A 19,727-nucleotide genomic window follows, 5' to 3' on the forward strand; every position below is an offset into this window, starting at 1 on the left:
CGCCGCCGCCGCCCGCGGCGCCGGCGGGGGGGGGGGGGGCCCGCGCGCGCCCCCCCCCCCCCCCCCCCCCCCCCCCCCGCGACGGTGATCCTCGCGTTCGTCCGGACCCTGGCGGTGCTGCCGCTCGGCTTCGGCCTCGCGCTCGGCGGCGCGCTCGGCCGGCTCGCCTGGCACCTCTCCTCGCGGATGCGCCGCGAGATGCGGGCGAGCCTCGCCGCGGCCTTCCCGGCGCTGGACGTCGCCGAGCGCGACGCGATCGCGCGCGCCAGCCTCGTGCACCTGGGCTGGCTCGGCGGCGAGGTGATCACGCTGCGGAGCTGGGCGCCGCGCATGGACGAGTACGTCGAGGCCACCGCCGAGGCGGTGTCGGCCCTGAAGCGTGCGCAGGCGCGGGGCACGGGGGTGATCCTCGTGCTCGGGCACATCGGGAACTGGGAGCTCACCTGCCGGCTGTCCCGCTACGTGCAGCCGAACGCGGTCATCGCCAAGCGGAGCTGGCACGCGAGCATCGACGCGACGGTCGCGCGCGCCCGGGCCGAGAACCACGTGGAGACGTTCTGGCGGGACGACCCGGCGACGGGGCGCGCCATGCTGAGGCTGCTCAAGCAGTCCGGCACGCTCGGCATCCTCATCGATCAGGACATCCGCGGCGTGCAGAGCGTCCACGTGCCCTTCTTCGGGCGCCCCGCCGCGACCCCGCGCGCCGCCGCCGACTTCGCGCTGCGCTTCGGCGCTGCCGTCCTGGTCGTGACCTGCCACCGGCGGGGACCGCGCCCCGGCGACGGTCACCGCCTCGAGGTGACCGAGGTCCCGTACGACCGCGAGCCGCTGGACCGCGAGGCGGAGGTGATCCGGCTCACGGCCGCGTGCGTCGCGCTGCAGGAGCAGGCGATCCGCCGGCATCCCGCCGAGTGGGTGTGGATGCACCAGCGGTGGAAGTCGGCGCCGCCGGCGGCGTAGCCCGTCACGCCCGTCACGCCCTCTCGCCCGCCCCGCTCCCCGCTCCTCCGCGGGGATCGGTTGCGTGGGCGTGGCGCTGATGGCGCATCAGCGCGTCCGCCAGGGAGAGGGGCCCGGAGGCGATCTCGTCCTCGTCGAGGACGATGACGTCGGGCGACGCGGGCGGGGGCAGGTTGGCCGCCGCGACGACGAGCAGCGCGGCCGGCACGAGCTGCCTGAGCCAGCTCAGGATCGGGCGCGTCCGCCCGCCAGGGTGGAGCACGATCACGAGCTGCGAGGATCCCGATCCCGTCGAGTGCTCTCGGAGTGCGTTCATGCGGGGACTGCCTCCTGCTCGCGGCCTTCGCGTCATCGGCACTCGCGCGTCCCGCGCACCTCTCGCGCCGCTTCGGCGTGCGGTGCGCGGGACGCGTACCGGCTCAACCCAGGTCGATCGGGACGAAGATGCGCGCCTCCCCCCGCTCGACGAGCAGCGCCACGTGCTTGTCGGCCTTCGCGGCGAGCCCCCGGAGCTGCTCCACGCTCGTCACCGGGGTGCCGTTCAGCGCCAGCACCACGTCGCCGGGCTGGATGCCGGCGCTGGCGGCGGGGCCCTGGACGTCCTCCACGAGCGCCCCGCCCGCCACCCCGACCTGCTGCTGCTCCTCGGGCGTCAGCGGGCGGACCGTGAGCCCGAGCCGCCCGTGGTCGTCGCGCTCGGGCGCGGCGGCCGCGGTGGCGTCCTTCGCCTCGCCCACCTGGATCTCGAGCTCGCGCTTGCGGCGGTCACGCCAGACCTCCAGCTTCGCGCTCGTCCCGGGGCGGAGATCGGCGACGCGCGGAGGCAGGTCGGACGAGCTGGAGACCTCCTTCCCGTCGAGCGCGAGGATGACGTCGCCGGGCAGGAGGCCCGCCTTCGCCGCCGGGCTCCCCTTCTCCACGGCGCTCACCAGGGCACCGCCGGTCTTCGGCAGCCCGAAGGACTCGCCCAGCGACTGGTTCACGTCCTGGACCGTCACGCCGAGCCGGCCGCGGACGACCTTGCCGTGGGCGAGGAGCTGCTGCTCGACCTTCATCGCGACGTCGATCGGGATCGCGAAGGACAGGCCCATGTAGCCGCCCGACTGTGAGTAGATCTGGGAGTTGATCCCGATGACCTCGCCCGCGGTGTCGAACAGCGGACCGCCGGAGTTGCCGGGATTCACCGCCACGTCGGTCTGGAGGAACTGCACGTACCCCTCGCCCGGGAGCGAACGGGACCGCCCCGACACGATGCCGGCGGTCGCGCTGTTCTCGAACCCGAAGGGCGAGCCGATGGCGAGGACCCACTGGCCGACCCGGGTCGGCGCGGGATCGCCGGTCTTCACGACGGGCAGATCCTTCGCCTCGATCTTCAGCACCGCGACGTCCGTGCTCTTGTCGACGCCGATGACCTTGGCCGGAAACTCGCGCTTGTCGGTGAGCTTCACCTTCACCTCGCTGGCCCCGGCGACGACGTGGGCGTTGGTGAGGATGACGCCGTCGTCCCTGACGATGAACCCGGAGCCGAGGCCGCGCGTGAGCTGGTGGTCGTTGCCTTCCGGCACCCGGAAGCGCCTGAAGAACGGGTAGAGGGGATCGTTCGGATCCAGCTGCCCGAACGGCGAGCCGGCCTGGGCCGTCTTCACCATGCCGGTCGTGCTGACGTTCACGACCGCCGGCCCGTACCGCTGCACGATGCCGCTGAAGTCCGGCAGCGCCGCGGCTGCGGTGGGCGCGGCGACGGGGACTGCCGGTGCGGGCTGCTCCACGCCGGCCGTGGGGGCCGAGGCCATCGCGCGGCCCCGGTAGAGGTAGCCGCCGGCGAGCGCCGCGACGAGCGCGGCGGTCACGGCGGAGCCCTGGATGAATCTGCGTGGCATGTCTGCTCCTTCCATTCGTGCCCTTCTGTCGAGGGCTCGGAACGAACGGTAAGGGGCGAGGCTTAAGGGGTGCTTAAGGCCGGCCGTCCTCGCCGGGTACCCGCGCCGGCGGCGTGGCCCCGGCGTCGGATGGCGCCTGCGCCGCGAAGCGGGCCGGGAAGTCGACGCGGGCGGTGAGTCCACCTCCGGGCGTGTCGCGAAGCACGACGCGCGCTGCGTGTCGCTCCGCGATGGCCTTCACGATCGCGAGCCCGAGGCCGCTGCCCGTGTCGGAGCCGGCGCGGCGGTAGAACCGGTCGAAGACCCGCTCGCGCTCCGCCTCGGGGATGCCGGTCCCGTGGTCCGACACCTCGAGGTAGGGACGATCGGCCTCGATCCCGGCGTCGACGTCCACGCGCGCGCCGGGGGGCGAGTGCCGGATCGCGTTGTCCACGAGGTTCGCGAGCAGCGTCCGCAGCGTCGCCGGATCTCCCGCCACGACGGCGTCCTCGGCGGCCTGCCCCGCGCCGAGGTCGATCCGCCTCGCCTCCGCGAGGAGCGCGTGGTCCGCGACGGCCTGCGCCACGAGCTCGGACAGGCTCACCGGCTCTCCCGCCAGGGCCGCGCCGGCGTCGGGCCCCGCGCGCGCCAGCGTCAGGAGCTGCTGCACGACGTGGGTCATCCGGCCGAGCCCCGCGCGCAGATCGGCGAGCGCCGCGGCGTGCCCCGCCGTGTCGGGGGCGCGCTCCACGAGCTGCACCTGCAGGTCCAGGGCGGCGAGCGGCGTGCGCAGCTCGTGCGCGGCGTCGGCGACGAAGGCGCGCTGGGCGGACAGCGCCGCGCCCAGGCGCGCGAGGAGATCGTTGAGCGCGCGCACGAGCGGGATGGCCTCCTCCGGAGCGCCGGCCTCGCCGATGGGCTCGAGCGCCGCGGGAGTCCGCGAGGCGACCTCCCCCGCCAGCCGGTTCAGCGGCGCCAGCGCCCGGGCGACGATGTTCCAGATCAGCAGGGCGAGCAGGGGCAGCATGAGGAGGACCGGGGCGAGGGTCCGCGTCGCCGCGGCGACCGCGAGCGCCTGCCGCACGCGCACGGGCTGGGCGACCTGGATGACGAGGTCCCCGAGCTCGACGGAGTAGACGCGCCAGTCGCCGCTCCGGGCGCGCACCGTCGCGAACCCCAGCTCGGCGCTCTCGGGCAGGCCTGCGACGAGCCTGGAGCGGTACAGCCGCCTCCCCTCGCGGTCCCAGATCTGGATGACGAAGTCGAGCTCGGCGTCCTCGCCACCCACCACCGCGCCGCCCCGCGGCGCGCGGTCACGCAGCGTGAGCGCGATCTGGCGGAGGTGGTAGTCGGAGACGGCGTCGATCTCCTCGCGCGCCATCCGGTAGACCACCAGGGCGGCGGCGAGCGTGACCGCCGCGGCCGACGCGAGGAGCGCCACGAGCAATCTCCGGCGGAGCGATCTCACATGCGCCTCGGGACCATGTAGCCCACCCCGCGGAGCGTCTTGATCCACTCGGCGCCCAGCTTGCGGCGGAGCGCGTGCACGTGGACCTCGACTGCGTTGCTCGCGACCTGCTCCGACCACCCGTAGAGCCGCTCCTCGAGCCGCGCCCGGGAGATGGGCCGGCCGGGGTGCTCGAGCAGCGCGTGGAGCAGGGCGAACTCCCGGGCGGACAGGGTGACCGGGGTGCCGGAGAGGAAGACCTCGTGGGTGGCCGGGTCGAGCGTGAGGGGTCCGTGCTCGACGAGGGGATCCGCGCGTCCGCTGGCGCGGCGCTGGACCGCCCGGATGCGGGCGGCCAGCTCGTCGAGGTCGAAGGGCTTCACGAGGTAGTCGTCCGCCCCCGCGTCGAGCCCCGCGACGCGCTGCGAGATCGCGTCCTGGGCGGTGATGATGAGCACCGGCACGCTGCGGCCGCGGCGGCGCAGCTCGCGGAGCACCTCCAGGCCTCCCTTGCCCGGCAGGCCCAGGTCGAGGAGGACGACGTCGTACGGCTCCCCTGCCAGCGCGAGGTCCGCCTCGCCCCCGTCCCGGACCCAGTCCACGGCGTGCCCGAGCTGCCGGAGCCCGCGCCGCACTCCCTCGCCCAGCATCGAATCGTCTTCGACCACGAGGACGCGCACCGGCTCATCATAGCGAGCGGCGGCGGAGCGTACCGCCGCGGTGGGTCACGCCCGCTCTGCGATCGCGAGGAAGACCGGGAAGGCGCGCGCGCCGTCGGCGGTCTCCCTGACCACCTCGTGCACGGTCGAGAACCGCACGTTCCGGAAGCCGCTGCGCTCCATCCGCGCCCCGAGGTCCGCGCGCTCGAACCCCTTGTGACCCGAGAAGCCCGGGCCGTGAAACGAGCCGTCCTCCGCGTCGAGGTCGGCGATGCAGAGGACCCCGTCCCGCTCCAGCAAGCGGTGAAAGGCGCCCAGCACCCCGTCCGTGTCGGGGATGTGGTGGAGGGTCATGAGCGAGCAGACGAGGTCGAAGCGCAGGTCGGGCGGCGGGCCCGCCGCGAGGTCGAGGTACAGCGTCCTCGCGTTGCGGACGCCGCCCGAGGCGATCTTCTCGCCTGCGACCGCCAGCATCTCGCGGGAGCTGTCGGCGAGCGTCACCTCGCGGACGAGCGGCTGGAGCGCGAGGCCGAGGAGCCCCGTCCCCGCGCCGTACTCGAGCACCGCCTTGCCCGAGAGCGACGGGACGACGGACGCGATCGCCGCGGCGACGCGCTGCGCCCGCTCCACCTTGGAGGCGTCCTCGTCCCAGGTCCTCGCCCGGGCGTCGAAGTCGCTCGGAGGGCGGGTCAACGCGCGCTCCAGCGGTCGGGCACGTCCACGACGAGGAGCCGCTCCGCCTCGCCGAGCTGCTCCGCGCGCGGAGCAGCGTGATCGGTGCTCGACGTCGTCATCCCGCTCTTCATGCCTGCTTCGAGCCGCGCCTCGCGACGGAGATTCCGGACCCGTCCCGAGAGAGACGAGGCGTTCGTGGACCGGCGTACTCCCGGCCGGCCGTGCAGGGGCCGGCGGGCGCTACCGCCGGGCGACGCGCGCGCGGCTCGGGCGAAGCGCCGAGACGACATGGTGCCCGCGCCGGCGCGTGACGTACGTCTCGCCGCGAACGACGACGTGGTCCTCGAGATCGCCCTCGCAGGTGACGAGCAGCTCACCCTCGAGGCAGGTGATCGCCACGGGGGCCGATCCGACGCGCACGCTCCTCGCGTCGGTGAGCTCGAGCCTCAGCTCGAGCGGCGCGCGGGTGCTGCGCGCGGAGTCCTGCTGCTCCCACGCTCGCCCCCACGTCCAGTCCCAGAGCCGCGGGTTCAGTCGCGCCATCGCCGTCGCCCGTGCAGCCTTCATCGCTCGTCTCCTCCGCAAGAGCCGAGGCGATGATGCGACCGGTCATGAAGGGAATGCCATTCGGTTGTGAGGGGTCGAAACCTTCCGGAATGAGCCTGCGACAACGCGTCCACGGAAGCTGGTTAGGCATAGACGCCTCGGCCCGGCTAGAATGGAAAGCGATGGCCCGAACCCCCTGGAATCTCGACGAGATCGACCTGAAGATCCTGAAGTTTCTCCAGGTGAACAACCGAATTTCCAATCAGGAGCTGGCGGGGAAGATCGGACTGTCGCCGCCCGCCTGCCTCGCGCGCTGCCGGCGGCTCCGCGAGCAGGGCGTCATCAAATGGGACGTCTCCCTGGTCGATCCCGCCGCGCTCGGGTACAGCGTCTTCGTCCTGATGCGCATCGCGCTCGAGCGTCCCCGCGAGGACCTGCTCGCCGCTTTCGAGAAGAAGGTCCGGGACTTGCCGGAGGTGCTGCAGTGCTGGACGGTCACGGGTGACGTGGACTTCGTCCTGCTCGTCTGCGCCACCTCGATCGAGGACTACCAGCGCTTCGCCCGCACGGTCGTCGCCGCCGAGCACAACATCAAGAGCTACGCGAGCGACGTGATCCTCTCCACGACGAAATCCAGTTTCGCCCTGCCGATCCCCTGAGGAGCCGGCGCCCCGCGAGACTTCTGGGGCTCGCGGGCGCGCCCGCCCGGGCCTTCTTCTCGAGTCGACTGGAGACGAGGCGCGCGCGCCGCTATCTCAGCGCCGCGCCGTGGTGCCGGCGCACCACCGATCGGGGAGCAGAGCGTTGGAGGTTGGCGACCAGAGCTGCAAGTTCGTCGCACGGCTGTCCCTCCTCTCGAAGGTGGGCGCGCTCGCCGCGACCCTCGACTACGAGGAGGTGCTCTCCGCGGTCGCGCGGCTGTCGATCCCGGAGCTCGCCGACTGGTGCATCGTCGACTTCGTCGAGGACGGCGAGGTCCGCCGGATGGAGGTCGCTCACCGCGATCCCAGCCGCGCGCCGCTCGCCGCCGCGCTGCGCGGCTTCCCGCTCGATCACTCCGCCCGGCGGAGGCTCCCGGCCTCGCGGGCGCTGCAGTCGGGACGCCCCGTGCTCGTCCCGGACTACGGCGACGACACGCTCCGCGCGGAGACCGAGGGCGAGTACCTCGCGCTCGCCCTGCAGCTCGGGGTTCGCTCGGTGCTCGTGGTGCCGGTCACGCTCTCGAGCTCGCTCGCGACCATGACCTTCCTCACGACCTCCGAGTCGGGGCGGCGGTACGGACAGGAGGACGTCGCGCTCGCCGAGGAGCTGGTGCGGCGCGCCGCGCAGGTCGTCGAGAACGCGCGGGTGCACCAGCGGCTCAGGCAGACCGAGGAGCGGATCCGCGTCGCGCTCGCCCACTCCGACATCACCCTCTTCGAGCGGGACCTCGGGCTGCGCTACCGCTGGCTGTACAACCCGCCCTTCGGCTACCCCGCCGCGGAGATGCTGGGGCGCACCAACGCCGAGCTGATCGCGCCGGACGAGGCGGCGCGGATGGACGCCCTCGACCACCTCGTGCTCAGGACCGGAGCGCGGATCCAGGAGGAGCTGCAGGTCTCGGACCGTCGAGGGCAGGTCCATCACATGCTGGTGTCGGAGGAGCCGCTGCGCGACGGCTCCGGCGCGATCGTCGGCATCACCGGCGCGGCGAAGGACATCACCGAGCAGCAGCGCGCGCAGGAGCAATTGGCGCGGGCGCTCGTCTTCCGCGAGCAGATGATCGGCATCCTCGGCCACGACCTGCGGAGCCCGCTCGGCGCGGTGCGGGCGCTCGCCTCGCTCCTCCTCCGCCGCGAGGACCTCGCCGAGAACGTGCGCGAGAGCATCGGCGAGATCGATCGCGCGGGCGCGCGGATGCTCGAGCTCATCGGGACGTTGCTCGACTTCACCCACAGCCGCTTCAAGGACGGGCTGCCGATCGCCCCCGAGCCGACGGACCTGCACGCGCTGTGTCGCGCGGTCGTGGGCGAGCTCCGGGCCGCCCAGCCGGAGCGGGCGATCGAGCTCGCGCTGGAAGGAGACGGGCGCGGCACCTGGGATCCGGGGCGGATGGCGCAGGTCGTGTCGAACCTCGTGGCGAACGCGCTCGAGCATGGCGCGAGGCACGGCTCGGTGCGCCTCTCGGTCGGCGGCGGCGACGAGGAGGTGGTCCTCGAGGTGCTGAACCAGGGACCGGTCATCCCGCCGGAGCTCATGGCCGTGCTGTTCGAGCCCTTCTGCCGCGGCTCGCCCCGGCGCGCCTCCCAGACGCGGGGGCTGGGCCTCGGGCTCTACATCGTGAGCCAGATCGTGACCGCGCACGGCGGCGCGGTCCAGGTGGAGTCCACGCCCGAGCGCGGGACGCGGTTCACGGTCCGTCTCCCGCGGGCGAGCGGAGCCGCCGCTGCGGGGCGTCACCGGGAAGCCTGGGACGAGGGCGCAGCCGCGGGCGCGTGAGGGGCGAGCGTCGCGGGCACCGGGGTCCTTCGCTCGCGGGGACGGACCCGCCGCTCGAGGCGCCACAGGAGTGCTGGGGCCGCGGCGGCCAGCGCCACGGCGAACCACGCCGCGCGATCCATCCCCGCGAGCCTGCCGCCGGGCAGCTGCTCGAGCACGCCCGCCGCGAGGAGCGCGCCCGTGGCCGACCCCAGGTGCTGGACGACCGACTGCGCCGACATGAAGCGGGCGCGCTCCTGGGGCGCGGGCACCTGGCTCGCGAGGGCCTGCATCGGCACCATCCGGAAGCTGCTCGCGGCCATGAAGGCCACGAACAGGGCGAGCGCCGGCGGCGCCCGGGACGGGAAGACGAAGGCGGCGAGCACCACCGCGACGAAGACGGCTGTCCCTCCTGCCGCGGTGACCGCCGCGCCGAAGCGGTCGGCGAGGCGGCCGGAGAGCCGCATCACCGCGAAGCTCACCGCGCCCCCCGCGACGAAGAGCAGGCCCAGGTGCTCCCGCGGGTAGCCGAGGTTGTACTGCCAGTAGGCCGCGATGTTCGGGACGAGCGCGAACTGCGCCGTCATGACCGCGGCCGTCGCGCCGAGCGCGAGCGCGACCGCGGGACGGCGCAGGAGCGCGCCCGTGCTCGAGCCGGGCTCCGGGCGCAGGCCGAGGTGCCGCCGGAGAGGTGGCAGGAGGGTGACCGCAGTCGCGGCGAGCACCGCCCCGAGCGCCGCCACGGCGAAGAACGGCATCCTCCATCCGCCCAGCCGCGCGAGCTCGAGGCCCGCCGGGACGCCCAGCACGGAGGCCAGCGCGAAGGCCCCCATGACCGCCCCCATGGCGCGTCCGCGACGCTCGGCCGGCACCACGTCCGAGATGATCGCCAGCGACAGCGACGTCGCCGGCCCGCCGAAGGCGCCCGCGAGGATCCTCGCCCCCAGCATCGACGAGAGGCTCGTGGCGAACGCGCCGGCCGCCGTGCCCACCACGAGCCCGCCGAGCACGACGCCGAGCGCCTTGCGCCGGTCGAAGCGATCGAGGATCAGGGCGCCCAGCACCCCGCTGAGCGCGGCCGCGGCCGTGTAGCTCGCGCCGACCAGGCCGAGCCGCGCGTTCGGGATGCCGAGGGCCCGCGCGAAGTCGGGGCCGAGCGGCATCACCATCATGAAGTCGAGGACGTTGACGAACTGAACCGCGCCGATCAGGAGGAGGAGCCGGCGCTCGGTGATCCGTTTCCGCATGGGGATCACCGTTGCAGCCCTCGCGCCAGGGAGCGCACGTCGCGCCTCGGGGCCGGACCCGCCGTGGGCGCGGGCTTCGCGCTCGCCCCTCCCCTTCGAGCCGTGGGCGCTGCGCCGAGACGCCGAGCGATCCGCTCAGGCCTTGAGCTTCTTCAGCTCCTTCTCGAGGCGGCGCGCCTGGGCCTTCTCGTGGACGCGCGCCTCCATCCACTCCGCGTGCCGGGCGAGCCGCTCGGTGACGATGCGCAGCACCCGCTCGCGCGCGTACCACTTGCGGTCCGCCGGGACGAGGTGCCAACGCGCCCTGGCCGTGTCCGTGCGCTCGAACATGTCGTCCACCGCGTCCACGTACGAATCCCAGCGCTTGCGGGCGCGCACGTCGGCGTCCGCGAGCTTCCACTGCTTGTAGGGATCCTTCAGCCGCTCCTCGAACCGGCGGAGCTGCTCGGCCTTGCTGATGCCGAGGAAGATCTTGACCACGTCGATCCCGTCGTCGACGAGCGTGCGCTCGAACTCGTTGATCTCGCGGTAGGCGCGCTTCCACTCGGACTTCTTCGCGAGCCCGTCCACGCGCTCGACCAGCACCCGGCCGTACCAGGTGCGGTCGAACACGGTGAGCGTCCCCGGGAGCGGCAGGTCGCGCCAGAAGCGGTACAGCCAGTGCCTGCCCTGCTCGTCCGCAGCCGGCGGACCGATGGGCACGACGCGGACGCCGCGCGGATCGACCGCCTCGGTGAGCCGCCGGATCGCGCCGCCCTTCCCGGCCGCGTCGAAGCCCTCGACCGCGATGATGGCGCGCCGGCCGGTGTGGAACATGCCCTGCTGGACGAGGAGCATGCGGCGCTGCAGCTCCTCCACCTGGCGCTCGTAGGCGTCCTTGGACGAGACCTTGGGGAACGCGTCCTTCGCGAGGAGGCGGGACAGGGACGGGTGGGCCATCGGAACCCTCGGAGAGCTCCGACGAGCCTAGCACGCGCGATCCGCCTTGCCCGCGCTCACGCGGACCGCGAGAGCTCCGCCGCGCTCGCGCCCGAGGCGACCCGACCGGGCAGGATGGCCCTGACCGTGGTCCCCTTCCCCGGCACGCTCTCGTACTGCAGCGACCCGCCGTGATCCGCGATGACCGCGCGCGCCAGCACCACGCCGAGCCCGGTGCCGTCCTCGCGGGTGGTGAAGAACGGCGTGCCGAGGCGCGCCAGGGTCTCGGAGGACATCCCGCGGCCCGTGTCGCTCACCAGGAGCTGCGCCCCGTCGCCGCTCTCGCGCACCTCGACCGTCACCGCTCCGCCCGGCGGGGTCGCCTCGATCGCGTTCGCGACGAGGTTGAGGAGCGCCTCCCTGAGCCGGCGCGGATCGCCCTCGACCGTGGCGTCCCCGCGCGCGACCAGCCGGACCCGCGCCTCGCCCGCGATCGCCGAGAGCGCGAGCAGCGCGTCGGCGACGAGCGGCGCGAGCGCGAGCCGCGGCGCCCTCCCGCCCTCGCGGAGCCGCGTCGACGAGAGGTAGCGCCGCAGGATCTCCTGCATCCGCGCGACCTCGCGCTCGATGAGCACGAGGCGCTCGTGCGCGGGGGCCTCGGCCGGGTTGCGCAGCCCGAGCTGCACGAGCGCCTTCACGCCGGCGAGCGGGTTCTTGAGCTCGTGCGCCACCTCGACGCCGAGCGCGTCCACGCTCGCGCCCGGGGCCTCCGCCTCGGAGGCCGGCTCGGCGCCCCCGCGCGCGAGGATCCGGAGCCCGTCGCGCACGGAGAGGGTCGCGTCGGTGAACGCCCACGCGACCGCGAGCCCGCCGCGCGGCAGGACCAGCTCGTCGCCGGCCTCGAGCACGTGATCCTCGCGATCGCCGTTGCGCGTGACGAGCACCGTCCCGCGCTCGGCGCGCACGACCGACGCGACGCGGCGGCGCGGCAGCCTCAGGGTCGCGTTCTCCGCGAGGTCCCAGCTCTCGCGGGGGGAGGGCTTCCGGGTCGAACGCTCCGTCCTGGCCATGGTGTGCTTCCTTTCGCCTCTGACCGCTCTCCTGCGGCGGGACGGATCATTCGCCGCGCACCGGTGGCCCGCACCGCGCGGTCTTGCGCGCGGGGCGGGCACCGATGCGCGGCCCCGTCTAGAACCCGGGCTCCGGTCTCTCCGGACCGCCCTCCGCCCCCTGGTACGCGGCGCGGAGCGGACCGCCCCCCGTCGTCGCGGGCACCGGCTCCGGCTCGAGCACGCTCGGGGCGGTGGCCCGCCCCTCGGCGCGGTGGTCCCGGGCGATGAGGAGGTAGATGGCGGGCACGAAGAAGAGCGTGAACGCCGTGCCGATGGTCATCCCCGCGACGAGCACCAGGCCGATGCTGTTGCGCGCCTCGGCGCCCGGCCCGCTCACGAGCGTGAGGGGGAAGTGGCCGAAGACCGTCGCCACGCTCGTCATGAGGATGGGCCGCAGCCGCGTGACGGCGGCGCTCTGGACGGCCTCCAGCTTCGAGAGCCCCTGCTCCTGCAGCTTGTTCGCGAACTCCACGATGAGGATGCCGTTCTTCGCGACGAGCCCGACGAGCGTCACGAGGCCGACCTGCGAGTAGACGTTGAGCGTCGTCGTCCACCCGTCGGTGAAGAACCGGAGGGTCGGGTTCGGCATCTTGAGGAACATCATGACGAGCGCGCCGAACATGCCGAGCGGCACGGAGCCCGCCAGGATGACGAACGGGTCCCGGAAGCTGTTGAACTGCGCGGCGAGCACGAGGAAGATCAGCACCACCGCGAGGAGGAACGCGGGCAGGAACTTGTTGCCCTCCGTCCGCAGCTGGCGAGACTCGCCCGTGTAGTCGAGCTTGTAGTTCGCCGGGAGGATCTTCGCGGCCTCCCCCTCGAGGTACGCGAGCGCCTGGTCGAGGGGGCGGATCGCGACGCCGCTGATCTTCACGGCGTTGAGCTGCTGGAAGCGGTTGAGCGACCGCGGCGTGACCGAGTCCCGCAGGGTGGCGATGGAGGCGAGCGAGACGAGCTGCCCGCCCGGCCCGGTGACGTACACGTCCTTCAGCTGCTCCGGGTTCAGCCGCTCGGAGCGCAGGATCTGGGGTATCACCTTGTAGCTGCGGCCGTCGATGCTGAAGCGGTTCACGTAGTTCCCGCCGACCGCGGAGGCGAGATCGCGCCCGACCGTCTGGAGATCGAGCCCCAGCTCCGCCACCTTGTTCCGATCGAGCTCGATCTCGGTCGAGGGCTGGTCGATCTTCACGTCGATGAGCGGCGGGAACGCGAACATCCCGCTCGCCGTCGCCTTCTCCTGGAGCTTCTTCGCGAAGTCCAGGATCTCGGAGCTCTCCGCGGTCGAGGCGATGATGAACTCGACCGGGAACTGGCCGCCGCCGGGGAGCGCGGGCGGCAGGATCGGGAACGCCTGGATGCCGGGGATCGCGGCGACCTTCGCCTGGATCTGCGGGAGGAGCTCGAAGGCCGACCGCCCCCGCTCCTCCCACGGCTTGAAGACCGCGCCCCAGAACCCGTTGTTCGGGAACGTGACCTGGAACGTGAACTGCGACTCCGGGAACGCCATCACGCTCTCGTTCACCTTGTGCACCGAGGGCACGAGCTGGTCGAGCGTCGAGTTCGCGGGCGTGTTGACGACGCCGAAGATGTAGCCCTGGTCCTCCGTCGGGGCGAGCTCCTTGGGCGCCTGCGTGAACATCGCGAGCGCGAGCAGGCTCACCACGATCCACGCGGTGTAGATGGAGCCGCGCGACCGCAGCGCCAGCGCGAGGTGACGGGCGTAGATCGCCTTCAGGCGATCGAAGCCCCGGTTGATGCGCCCCGCGAGCCCGCGCTCCTCACCGCCGCCGCGGAGCAGGTACGCGGACATCACCGGCGAGAGCGTCAGCGCCACGACGCCCGAGATGGCCACCGCGCCCGCGAGCGTGAGCGCGAACTCCCGGAACAGGGCGCCCGTGAGCCCGCCCTGGAAGGCGATCGGCGTGTACACCGCGGCGAGGGTGATGGTCATCGCGATGATGGGCCCGACGAGCTCCCGCGCGCCGCGGAGCGCCGCGTCGACGGGACTCATCCCGTCGCGCAGGTGTCGCTCGACGTTCTCGACGACCACGATGGCGTCGTCCACCACGAGCCCCACCGAGAGGACGATGGCGAGCAGCGTGAGGAGGTTCAGGGTGAACCCGAAGACCTGCATCAGGAACACCGCCCCGATGAGCGACACGGGGATCGCGACGACGGGCACGAGGACCGAGCGCAGCGAGCCGAGGAACAGGAAGATGACGATGACGACGATGAGCAGGGTCTCGGCGAGCGTCCGCTCCACCTCGCTGATGGCGTCCCGGACGTAGGTGGTGGCGTCGAAGGCGACGCGGGCCTGGATCTGGTCCGGGATCTCCTTCTGCAGCGAGTCGAGCTCCACGCGGACCCGCTTGATCACGTCGAGCGAGTTCGCGTTCGGCAGGGCCCAGACGCCGATGAAGACGGCCGTCTGCCCGCTGAAGTTGGTGAGCGCGTCGTAGTCCTCCGCGCCGAGCACCACGTCGGCGACGTCACCGAGCCGGACGACGGCGCCGCCCTGCTGCTCGCGGATGGGGAGCTGCTGGAACTCGCGGGGCGAGCGGAGGTCCGTGTTGGCGGTGAGGTTGACCTGGACGAGCGAGCCCTTCGTCTGGCCCACCGCGGCCTGGTAGTTGTTCCGGGAGAGCGCCTCCCGGATCTGGGCCGGGCTGACGTTCAGGGCCGCCATGCGGTCGGGCTTGAGCCAGATGCGCATCGCGAAGGTGCGGGCGCCCAGGATGTCGGCGCGCTGCACGCCCTCGATCGCCGAGAGCCGCGGCTGGACGACGCGGACGAGGTAGTCGGTGATCTCGTTCTGCTTGAGCGCCTTCGAGGAGAAGGAGAGGTACGCCGAGGCGAGCGCGCTGTCGGCGGACTCGATGGTGATGATGGGGACCTCCGCCTCGGGCGGGAGATCGCCGCGCACCTGGTCCACCTTCGCGCCGATCTCGGCGAGCGCCTTGGTCGCGTCGTAGTTGAGGCGCAGGCGCGCCCGGATGATGGAGACGTTCTGCTTGCTCTCGGACTCGATGTAGTCGATGCCGTCCGCCGCCGCGATGACGCGCTCGAGCGGCGTGGTGATGAACCCGCGCACGAGCGAGGCGCTCGCCCCGACGTAGTTCGTCGTGACGATGATCTGCGCGTTCTCGCTGCGCGGGTACTGGCGGGCGTTGATCGTCCGGATGGCCTGGACCCCCGCGATGACGATGACGAGGCTGACGACGATCGCGATGACGGGGCGGCGGATGAAGAGATCCGTGAACTTCATGTGGTGGCCTCCGGCTCACTCTTCGGTCGGCTTGGGTGAGAGCTGCGCGTCGGGCGCGAGGGCGTTGTTCACGGCGACCGAGGCGCCGTTGCGCAGCTTGAACGCGCCGCTGCTCACGACGGCCTCGCCAGCCTTCAGCCCCTCCGCGACGGCGACGACGTCTCCGCGCCGCTCCCCGGTACGGACGAACTTCTGGCGGGCGACGGTGGTCGTCCTCCCCGCGGCGTCCTTCTTCTCCTCGATGGCGTAGACCGAGTCGCCGTAGGGCGCGAAGATGACCGCCGTCGCGGGGACGACGAGCACGCTGCGCTTCTCCGAGGAGAGCACCTGCACGTTCGCGAACATCCCGGGGCGCAGCCGCCCGTCCGCGTTCTCGAACGTCGCCCGCACCCGGACGTTGCGCGTGGCCGGGTCGACCTCGGGGTTGATGGTGGTGATCTCCCCGTCCCACGTAGCGTTGCGGAACGCGTCGACGACGAGGCGCGCCCGCTCGCCGGCCTTCAGCTCGGCGAGCGCCTGCTGGGGCAGCCAGAAGTCCGCGTAGATCGGGCTCACGGACTGGAGCGACGCGATGGGGGTCCCGGGCGCGACGACCTGGCCCAGCTCGACCTGGCGGATGGCGACGCGCCCGTCGAACGGGGCGCGGATGGTCTTCTTGGCGATCGTCGCGCGCAGGTTCGCGACCGTCGCGTCGGCCTGCTTCGCGCGCGCCTCTGCGGTGTCGAGATCGGCCTGGGCGTTGGCCTCGCCCTGACGCAGCCGCTTCGCCCGCTCGAGGTTGACCTTCGCGAGCGACGCCTCCGCCACCGCCGAGGCGAGCTGCGCCTCCTCCGCGGAGGTGTCGAGCTTCACGAGCACGGCGCCGCGCTTCACCGAGGAGCCGGACTCGAACGTGATGTCCCGGACCGCGCCCGGCAGCTCCGCGGAGAGCATCACGCCGCGGACCGCCACGAGCGATCCGATCGCCGCCCGCGTCGCCTCCCACTGCGTCGCCTCGACCTTGGCCGAGGTGACGGCCTCCGGCGGCGGCACGAAGGACTCGCCCGCCCGCACCATGGTGACGATCTGGCCGGCCTTCACCCCGACGAGGATGCCGACGACCGCCAGCAGACCGACGATGACCACGACCCACTGCTTCTTGCTCTTCATGGACGCCCCCGACGGGATTCGGAAACCACGGGAAACTGCAGACGCTGGGCCAGACGACGGATGCGCTCTGTCAGCAAAACGGCGCGGCTCGAGGCGTGGCGGGCAGGGGGGTGCTGAGCGGATCGCTCAAGCCGTGAGCACCCCCTGCCGCGACGGGGGCTGCCGATCATGGCGCTCCCCCCCCCGGCGGCTCGAGGAGGCTCTCGCCCGCCGCGAGCCGCAGCTGCGCGCGCGCGTTCACGAGGTCGGCGTCCGCCTGGATGCGCGCCGCGTCGGCGCCGAAGGCGTCGCGCTGCGCCTGGAGGAGATCGATCTGGGTCGCGGCGCCGGCCCGGTACCGCTCCAGCGCGAGCTCGGAGGCGCGCGCGCTGACCTCCGACTGGACACGGGCGGAGCGGCTCCGGGCGATCTGGCTCCGCACGGTGCTCCAGGCGCGGTGGATGTCGTCGTGCGCCGCGAGCCTCGCCCGCTGCTCGCGCGCTCGCGCGACGTCCGCCGCCGCGTCCTGCGCGCGGATGCCGGCGAAGGTGGTGAGATCGAGCGACCAGCTCAGGCCGACCACGGCCTGCCAGGAGGCGTCCCGGCCCGCGAGGCCCTCCGCGCTGGTCACGCGCTCCGTCAGGCTCGCGCCCAGGCTGGGGGCGAGCGTGAGCCGCTGCGCCCTCGCCTGCTGCTCCGCGGCCTCGCGGCCCTCCATGGCCGCGGCGAGCGCGGGGAGCTTCTCGTCCGGCGGCTGGAAGCGCTCGAGCGGCGGCTCCTCGTGCAGGTCGTCGGTGAGCGGACGATCGCCGTCGAGCTCCGGCGCGATCCCGGTCAGCGACTGGAGGGCGCGCGCCGAGAGCGCGACCTGGAGCTCCGCGCTCGCGAGCTGCTGCACGTTGCGCTCGACCTCGCCCCGCGCCCGATCCACGTCGAGGAGCCCGGTGGAGCCGGCCTGGTGGCGCTCGTCGGCGATGGAGAGGCTCGCCCTCGCCACCTCGAGCGCCTTGCGCGACGCGCCGACGAGCGCGCGGTTCGCCAGGAGCTGGAAGTACTCCTGTGACACGAGGGCCTGGACGCGGAGCTCCGTCGCGGCCGCCTGCGTCCCCGAGGCGCGGGCGCCCGTGCGGGCCGCGCCGATGCGGGCGAACCGCGCGAGGTCGACGAGCGGAACGTCCAGCGTGGCGGCGCCGTCGAGCTGATCCTTCGGCGTGATCGTGACGCGCGCCGGGGGCCCGCCCGCCGCCCCCGGGAGCTCCAGGGTCGTCTCGAACTGGTTGCGGGTGTACTGCCCCTGCAGCGACAGGCGCGGCAGGGCACGGCCGAGCTCGGCGTCGGCGTCGGCGTCGAGCTGCCTGCGCGCCGCGCGGGCCTCCGCGTTGTCGGGGCTCGCGCTCCGCGCACCGCGCAGGAACTCCTCGAGCGGCTGCAGCGCGCTCGCGCGCCCGGCCACTCCCAGCCAGAGCGCCGCGAGCAAGACCTTCGCCTGCATGACGACTCCTCCCTCGCGACCTTCCGCGTCGCAGCGTTCCCCGCGCGCCGTCGCGCTCTCGCGACGCTCGCCGGCGGAAGCTGCGGCACCACCGTGTCGCGCGCGCTTCCGTGAGTTGAAGTTCCATGAAGACGAGGAGGGCCCCGGCGATCGGGCCGGAGGCCCTCCTCGGTCCGCGGGGCGCGCGTCGCGCGCGGTCCGCGGCGCCGCTCGCGTCAGAACTCGTACCCGACCGACGCGCCGACCGACCACCGCTCCATGCTCGCCGGCGCCTGGCCCGTCGCGAGCGGGAGATCCTCGTTGAAGCTCGTGCGGTAGGTGAACCGCGCGTCGAGGAGGAAGCGGTCGTAGCCCACGGTGACCCCTCCGCCGAACGGGACGACGCCGATCTCGTCCGAGTCCTTCACGCCGGGCGCGGCGTCCCGGAGCGAGAGGTGGCTCCAGCCGATGCCACCGAAGGCGAAGGGCTCGACGAGCCAGGCGCCCGTGGCATACGGGTACTGGAGCCGCAGCACGGCCTCGGCGCCGTTCGTCAGGAGATCGGAGCCCGATCCCTTGGCGTTGAGGGCGGAGCCGACGTAGGCCAGCTCGGCGCCGACGAAGGAGCGGCTGCCGATCCCGAGCCGGGCGTCCCACGTCCCGCCGACGTCGAAGCGATCCTTCACCGCGCTCTCCTTGAAGTCGGTCACCCCGCCTCCGAAGAGCACGTACTCGCCCAGCGGCGTCAGGAGCCCGTCGGCCCCCGCGGCGCGCCAGCCCTGGGCGCTCCCGATACCCGGCGCGGCGACCACGAAGAGCGCCGCGACGAACGCGAACCTCGATCTCTCAGCACGCATCTCTCATCTTCCTTCTCCGGCGAGCGCCGGTGCGGTCCTGCGTTGAGGCGTCGGCGTTGCCGACGCCGAGACGCGGTTGCAGTTCGCGGGCCACGCCATACACCCGCGGGAAATGCGAGGTTTCCCGCTCCGCGCCGTTCGCGATCCCCACAGGCCGCGCGGCTCGGCGCGCAGATCGCTCAAGCCCTGAGCACGCACGCTCGCGCGGTCCCGGCGCCGCCGCACGGCGCGCGAGGCGCGGCGCAGGGTCGATGCGTCGGATCCGAGCGCACGCGCGCGAACGCCGCCCGTGAGTCGCGGGCGGCGTTCGCGCGGTGGAGCGCCTGCAGTGGAGCGCGCTCGGGTGGGCGCGTCCGGCGAGCGGCGCGCTCGGCGGCGCTATCCCGCGCCGCTGCCCGCGAGGCGCGCGCTGCGCCCGGGGTGCACGAGGCTGGCGGCGAGCCCGGCCACCACCGACGCCGTCAGGACGAGCGCCGAGCCGGCGGCCTCCGGCTTGAGCGTCATGAGCGCCAGGATCCCCAGCCCGATCGCGATCCTCACCCGGAGTGACCCCGTCAGCGCGGCGCTCCCCTGGCCCGCCCGGAACGCGGGCGAGAGCACCGCGCCGTCCTCCGTCGCGAGCGCCGCCCGGAGCCGCCGCATCGCGCGCCCGCTCACGCCGCCGCCCGCGATCCCCATCCCGACCATGCCGATGAAGGCGGCGAGGATCCACGGCCGGTGGCCCCAGGTCGTCGCCATCATCCAGGCTCCGGAGGCGAGCGCCACGAGCATCGCGCCGGGGAGGAGGCGCCCGGGCAGCGCGTGCAGCCGGAGCCAGACGCCGGCCTCACCCGGAGTCTCCGCCCGCCGGAGCCCGCCGAGCGCGACGGTCTCGATGCCGAGCGCGACGTAGACGCCGACTCCGGCGAGGACGTGGAGGAACATCAGGATCGCATACGTGTTCATGGGTCACCGCCTCTCCCGCGTCCGGCATTGCAGGTGGCGGGCCACGCCCTGCGGCAATGCCACTCACTTAGCGACCGGGCGGCTGCGGGCGTAGTTGCTCATCTTCAGCTTCACCGCGCGCGGGTAGCTTCGTTCGCGCCGTGGTGGCAGAACGAATCGAGCGACTGCGGCCCGCAGCTCG

General features: G+C 73.3%; 17 protein-coding genes. 3 read left to right on the forward strand and 14 right to left on the reverse strand.

The window, feature by feature from the left end:
- The first annotated feature begins 84 nt into the window (after window positions 1-84).
- The gene (locus MNY60_RS07775) at window positions 85-960 is read left to right on the forward strand and encodes a lysophospholipid acyltransferase family protein (RefSeq protein ID WP_242336732.1); all 876 of its coding nucleotides are present in this window, start codon (window positions 85-87) and stop codon (window positions 958-960) included.
- A gap of 13 nt (window positions 961-973) precedes the next feature.
- On the opposite strand, the gene MNY60_RS07780 is transcribed toward MNY60_RS07775, so the two are convergent.
- From MNY60_RS07780 to MNY60_RS07805, 6 genes are all read right to left on the reverse strand, one after another.
- Window positions 974-1,276: a hypothetical protein gene (locus MNY60_RS07780; protein ID WP_242336736.1), complete on the reverse strand. Its 303-nt coding sequence runs from the start codon at window positions 1,274-1,276 to the stop codon at window positions 974-976.
- A gap of 103 nt (window positions 1,277-1,379) precedes the next feature.
- Entirely contained in the window at window positions 1,380-2,840 is a 1,461-nt protein-coding gene (locus MNY60_RS07785) for a DegQ family serine endoprotease (RefSeq protein WP_242336739.1), read from the reverse strand.
- Between the two features lie 73 nt (window positions 2,841-2,913).
- Window positions 2,914-4,260, reverse strand: a complete 1,347-nt coding sequence (locus tag MNY60_RS07790; protein ID WP_242336742.1) for an ATP-binding protein — start codon at window positions 4,258-4,260, stop codon at window positions 2,914-2,916.
- A 23-nt stretch (window positions 4,261-4,283) separates the two neighbouring features.
- Window positions 4,284-4,946 (reverse strand): response regulator, encoded by a 663-nt coding sequence (locus tag MNY60_RS24195; RefSeq protein ID WP_242336745.1) that lies wholly within the window; start codon window positions 4,944-4,946, stop codon window positions 4,284-4,286.
- Between the two features lie 45 nt (window positions 4,947-4,991).
- On the reverse strand, window positions 4,992-5,618 hold the full coding sequence (locus tag MNY60_RS07800; protein ID WP_242336748.1) for a class I SAM-dependent methyltransferase: 627 nt from the start codon (window positions 5,616-5,618) through the stop codon (window positions 4,992-4,994).
- A 222-nt stretch (window positions 5,619-5,840) separates the two neighbouring features.
- Window positions 5,841-6,167 carry a DUF2917 domain-containing protein gene (locus MNY60_RS07805; RefSeq protein ID WP_242336752.1) on the reverse strand — a complete coding sequence of 109 codons (327 nt, stop codon included), beginning with the start codon at window positions 6,165-6,167 and terminating at the stop codon, window positions 5,841-5,843.
- Window positions 6,168-6,328: 161 nt separating this feature from the next.
- On the opposite strand from MNY60_RS07805, the gene MNY60_RS07810 reads away from it, so the two are divergent.
- Window positions 6,329-6,805, forward strand: a complete 477-nt coding sequence (locus MNY60_RS07810; RefSeq protein ID WP_242360319.1) for an Lrp/AsnC family transcriptional regulator — start codon at window positions 6,329-6,331, stop codon at window positions 6,803-6,805.
- A 145-nt stretch (window positions 6,806-6,950) separates the two neighbouring features.
- Window positions 6,951-8,624 carry an ATP-binding protein gene (locus MNY60_RS07815; RefSeq protein ID WP_242336758.1) on the forward strand — a complete coding sequence of 558 codons (1,674 nt, stop codon included), beginning with the start codon at window positions 6,951-6,953 and terminating at the stop codon, window positions 8,622-8,624.
- Here the strand turns inward: MNY60_RS07815 and MNY60_RS07820 are convergent.
- From MNY60_RS07820 to MNY60_RS07855, 8 genes are all read right to left on the reverse strand, one after another.
- Complete coding sequence (locus MNY60_RS07820) at window positions 8,582-9,850, reverse strand: MFS transporter (protein ID WP_242336761.1); 1,269 nt, start codon at window positions 9,848-9,850, stop codon at window positions 8,582-8,584. The genes MNY60_RS07815 and MNY60_RS07820 overlap by 43 nt on opposite strands.
- 135 nt (window positions 9,851-9,985) lie before the next feature.
- Complete coding sequence (locus MNY60_RS07825) at window positions 9,986-10,789, reverse strand: polyphosphate kinase 2 family protein (RefSeq protein ID WP_242336764.1); 804 nt, start codon at window positions 10,787-10,789, stop codon at window positions 9,986-9,988.
- A gap of 56 nt (window positions 10,790-10,845) precedes the next feature.
- Window positions 10,846-11,838: a HAMP domain-containing sensor histidine kinase gene (locus MNY60_RS07830; RefSeq protein ID WP_242336767.1), complete on the reverse strand. Its 993-nt coding sequence runs from the start codon at window positions 11,836-11,838 to the stop codon at window positions 10,846-10,848.
- A gap of 118 nt (window positions 11,839-11,956) precedes the next feature.
- A complete protein-coding gene (locus MNY60_RS07835; RefSeq protein WP_242354052.1) occupies window positions 11,957-15,145 on the reverse strand; it encodes an efflux RND transporter permease subunit in 3,189 nt (1,062 codons plus the stop codon).
- A gap of 15 nt (window positions 15,146-15,160) precedes the next feature.
- Window positions 15,161-16,294 (reverse strand): efflux RND transporter periplasmic adaptor subunit, encoded by a 1,134-nt coding sequence (locus tag MNY60_RS07840; protein WP_242336773.1) that lies wholly within the window; start codon window positions 16,292-16,294, stop codon window positions 15,161-15,163.
- Window positions 16,295-16,460: 166 nt separating this feature from the next.
- Window positions 16,461-17,765 (reverse strand): TolC family protein, encoded by a 1,305-nt coding sequence (locus MNY60_RS07845; protein ID WP_242336776.1) that lies wholly within the window; start codon window positions 17,763-17,765, stop codon window positions 16,461-16,463.
- 215 nt (window positions 17,766-17,980) lie between these two features.
- On the reverse strand, window positions 17,981-18,601 hold the full coding sequence (locus MNY60_RS07850) for a hypothetical protein (protein ID WP_242336779.1): 621 nt from the start codon (window positions 18,599-18,601) through the stop codon (window positions 17,981-17,983).
- 378 nt (window positions 18,602-18,979) lie between these two features.
- The gene (locus MNY60_RS07855; RefSeq protein ID WP_242336782.1) at window positions 18,980-19,546 is read right to left on the reverse strand and encodes a hypothetical protein; all 567 of its coding nucleotides are present in this window, start codon (window positions 19,544-19,546) and stop codon (window positions 18,980-18,982) included.
- Window positions 19,547-19,727: the final 181 nt, after the last annotated feature.

It is taken from the genome of Anaeromyxobacter sp. SG17, from assembly GCF_022690695.1.
In the GTDB taxonomy this organism is placed as follows: domain Bacteria; phylum Myxococcota; class Myxococcia; order Myxococcales; family Anaeromyxobacteraceae; genus Anaeromyxobacter; species Anaeromyxobacter soli.

Coding starts and splice junctions, on each gene's coding strand:
- MNY60_RS07785 (WP_242336739.1), bottom strand. CDS start 2,840: ATGCCACGCAGATTCATCCAGGGCTCCGCCGTGACCGCCGCGCTCGTC.
- MNY60_RS07825 (WP_242336764.1), bottom strand. CDS start 10,789: ATGGCCCACCCGTCCCTGTCCCGCCTCCTCGCGAAGGACGCGTTCCCC.
- MNY60_RS07820 (WP_242336761.1), bottom strand. CDS start 9,850: ATGCGGAAACGGATCACCGAGCGCCGGCTCCTCCTCCTGATCGGCGCG.
- MNY60_RS07845 (WP_242336776.1), bottom strand. CDS start 17,765: ATGCAGGCGAAGGTCTTGCTCGCGGCGCTCTGGCTGGGAGTGGCCGGG.
- MNY60_RS07805 (WP_242336752.1), bottom strand. CDS start 6,167: ATGAAGGCTGCACGGGCGACGGCGATGGCGCGACTGAACCCGCGGCTC.
- MNY60_RS07855 (WP_242336782.1), bottom strand. CDS start 19,546: ATGAACACGTATGCGATCCTGATGTTCCTCCACGTCCTCGCCGGAGTC.
- MNY60_RS07810 (WP_242360319.1), top strand. CDS start 6,329: ATGGCCCGAACCCCCTGGAATCTCGACGAGATCGACCTGAAGATCCTG.
- MNY60_RS07780 (WP_242336736.1), bottom strand. CDS start 1,276: ATGAACGCACTCCGAGAGCACTCGACGGGATCGGGATCCTCGCAGCTC.
- MNY60_RS07850 (WP_242336779.1), bottom strand. CDS start 18,601: ATGCGTGCTGAGAGATCGAGGTTCGCGTTCGTCGCGGCGCTCTTCGTG.
- MNY60_RS07830 (WP_242336767.1), bottom strand. CDS start 11,838: ATGGCCAGGACGGAGCGTTCGACCCGGAAGCCCTCCCCCCGCGAGAGC.
- MNY60_RS07840 (WP_242336773.1), bottom strand. CDS start 16,294: ATGAAGAGCAAGAAGCAGTGGGTCGTGGTCATCGTCGGTCTGCTGGCG.
- MNY60_RS07835 (WP_242354052.1), bottom strand. CDS start 15,145: ATGAAGTTCACGGATCTCTTCATCCGCCGCCCCGTCATCGCGATCGTC.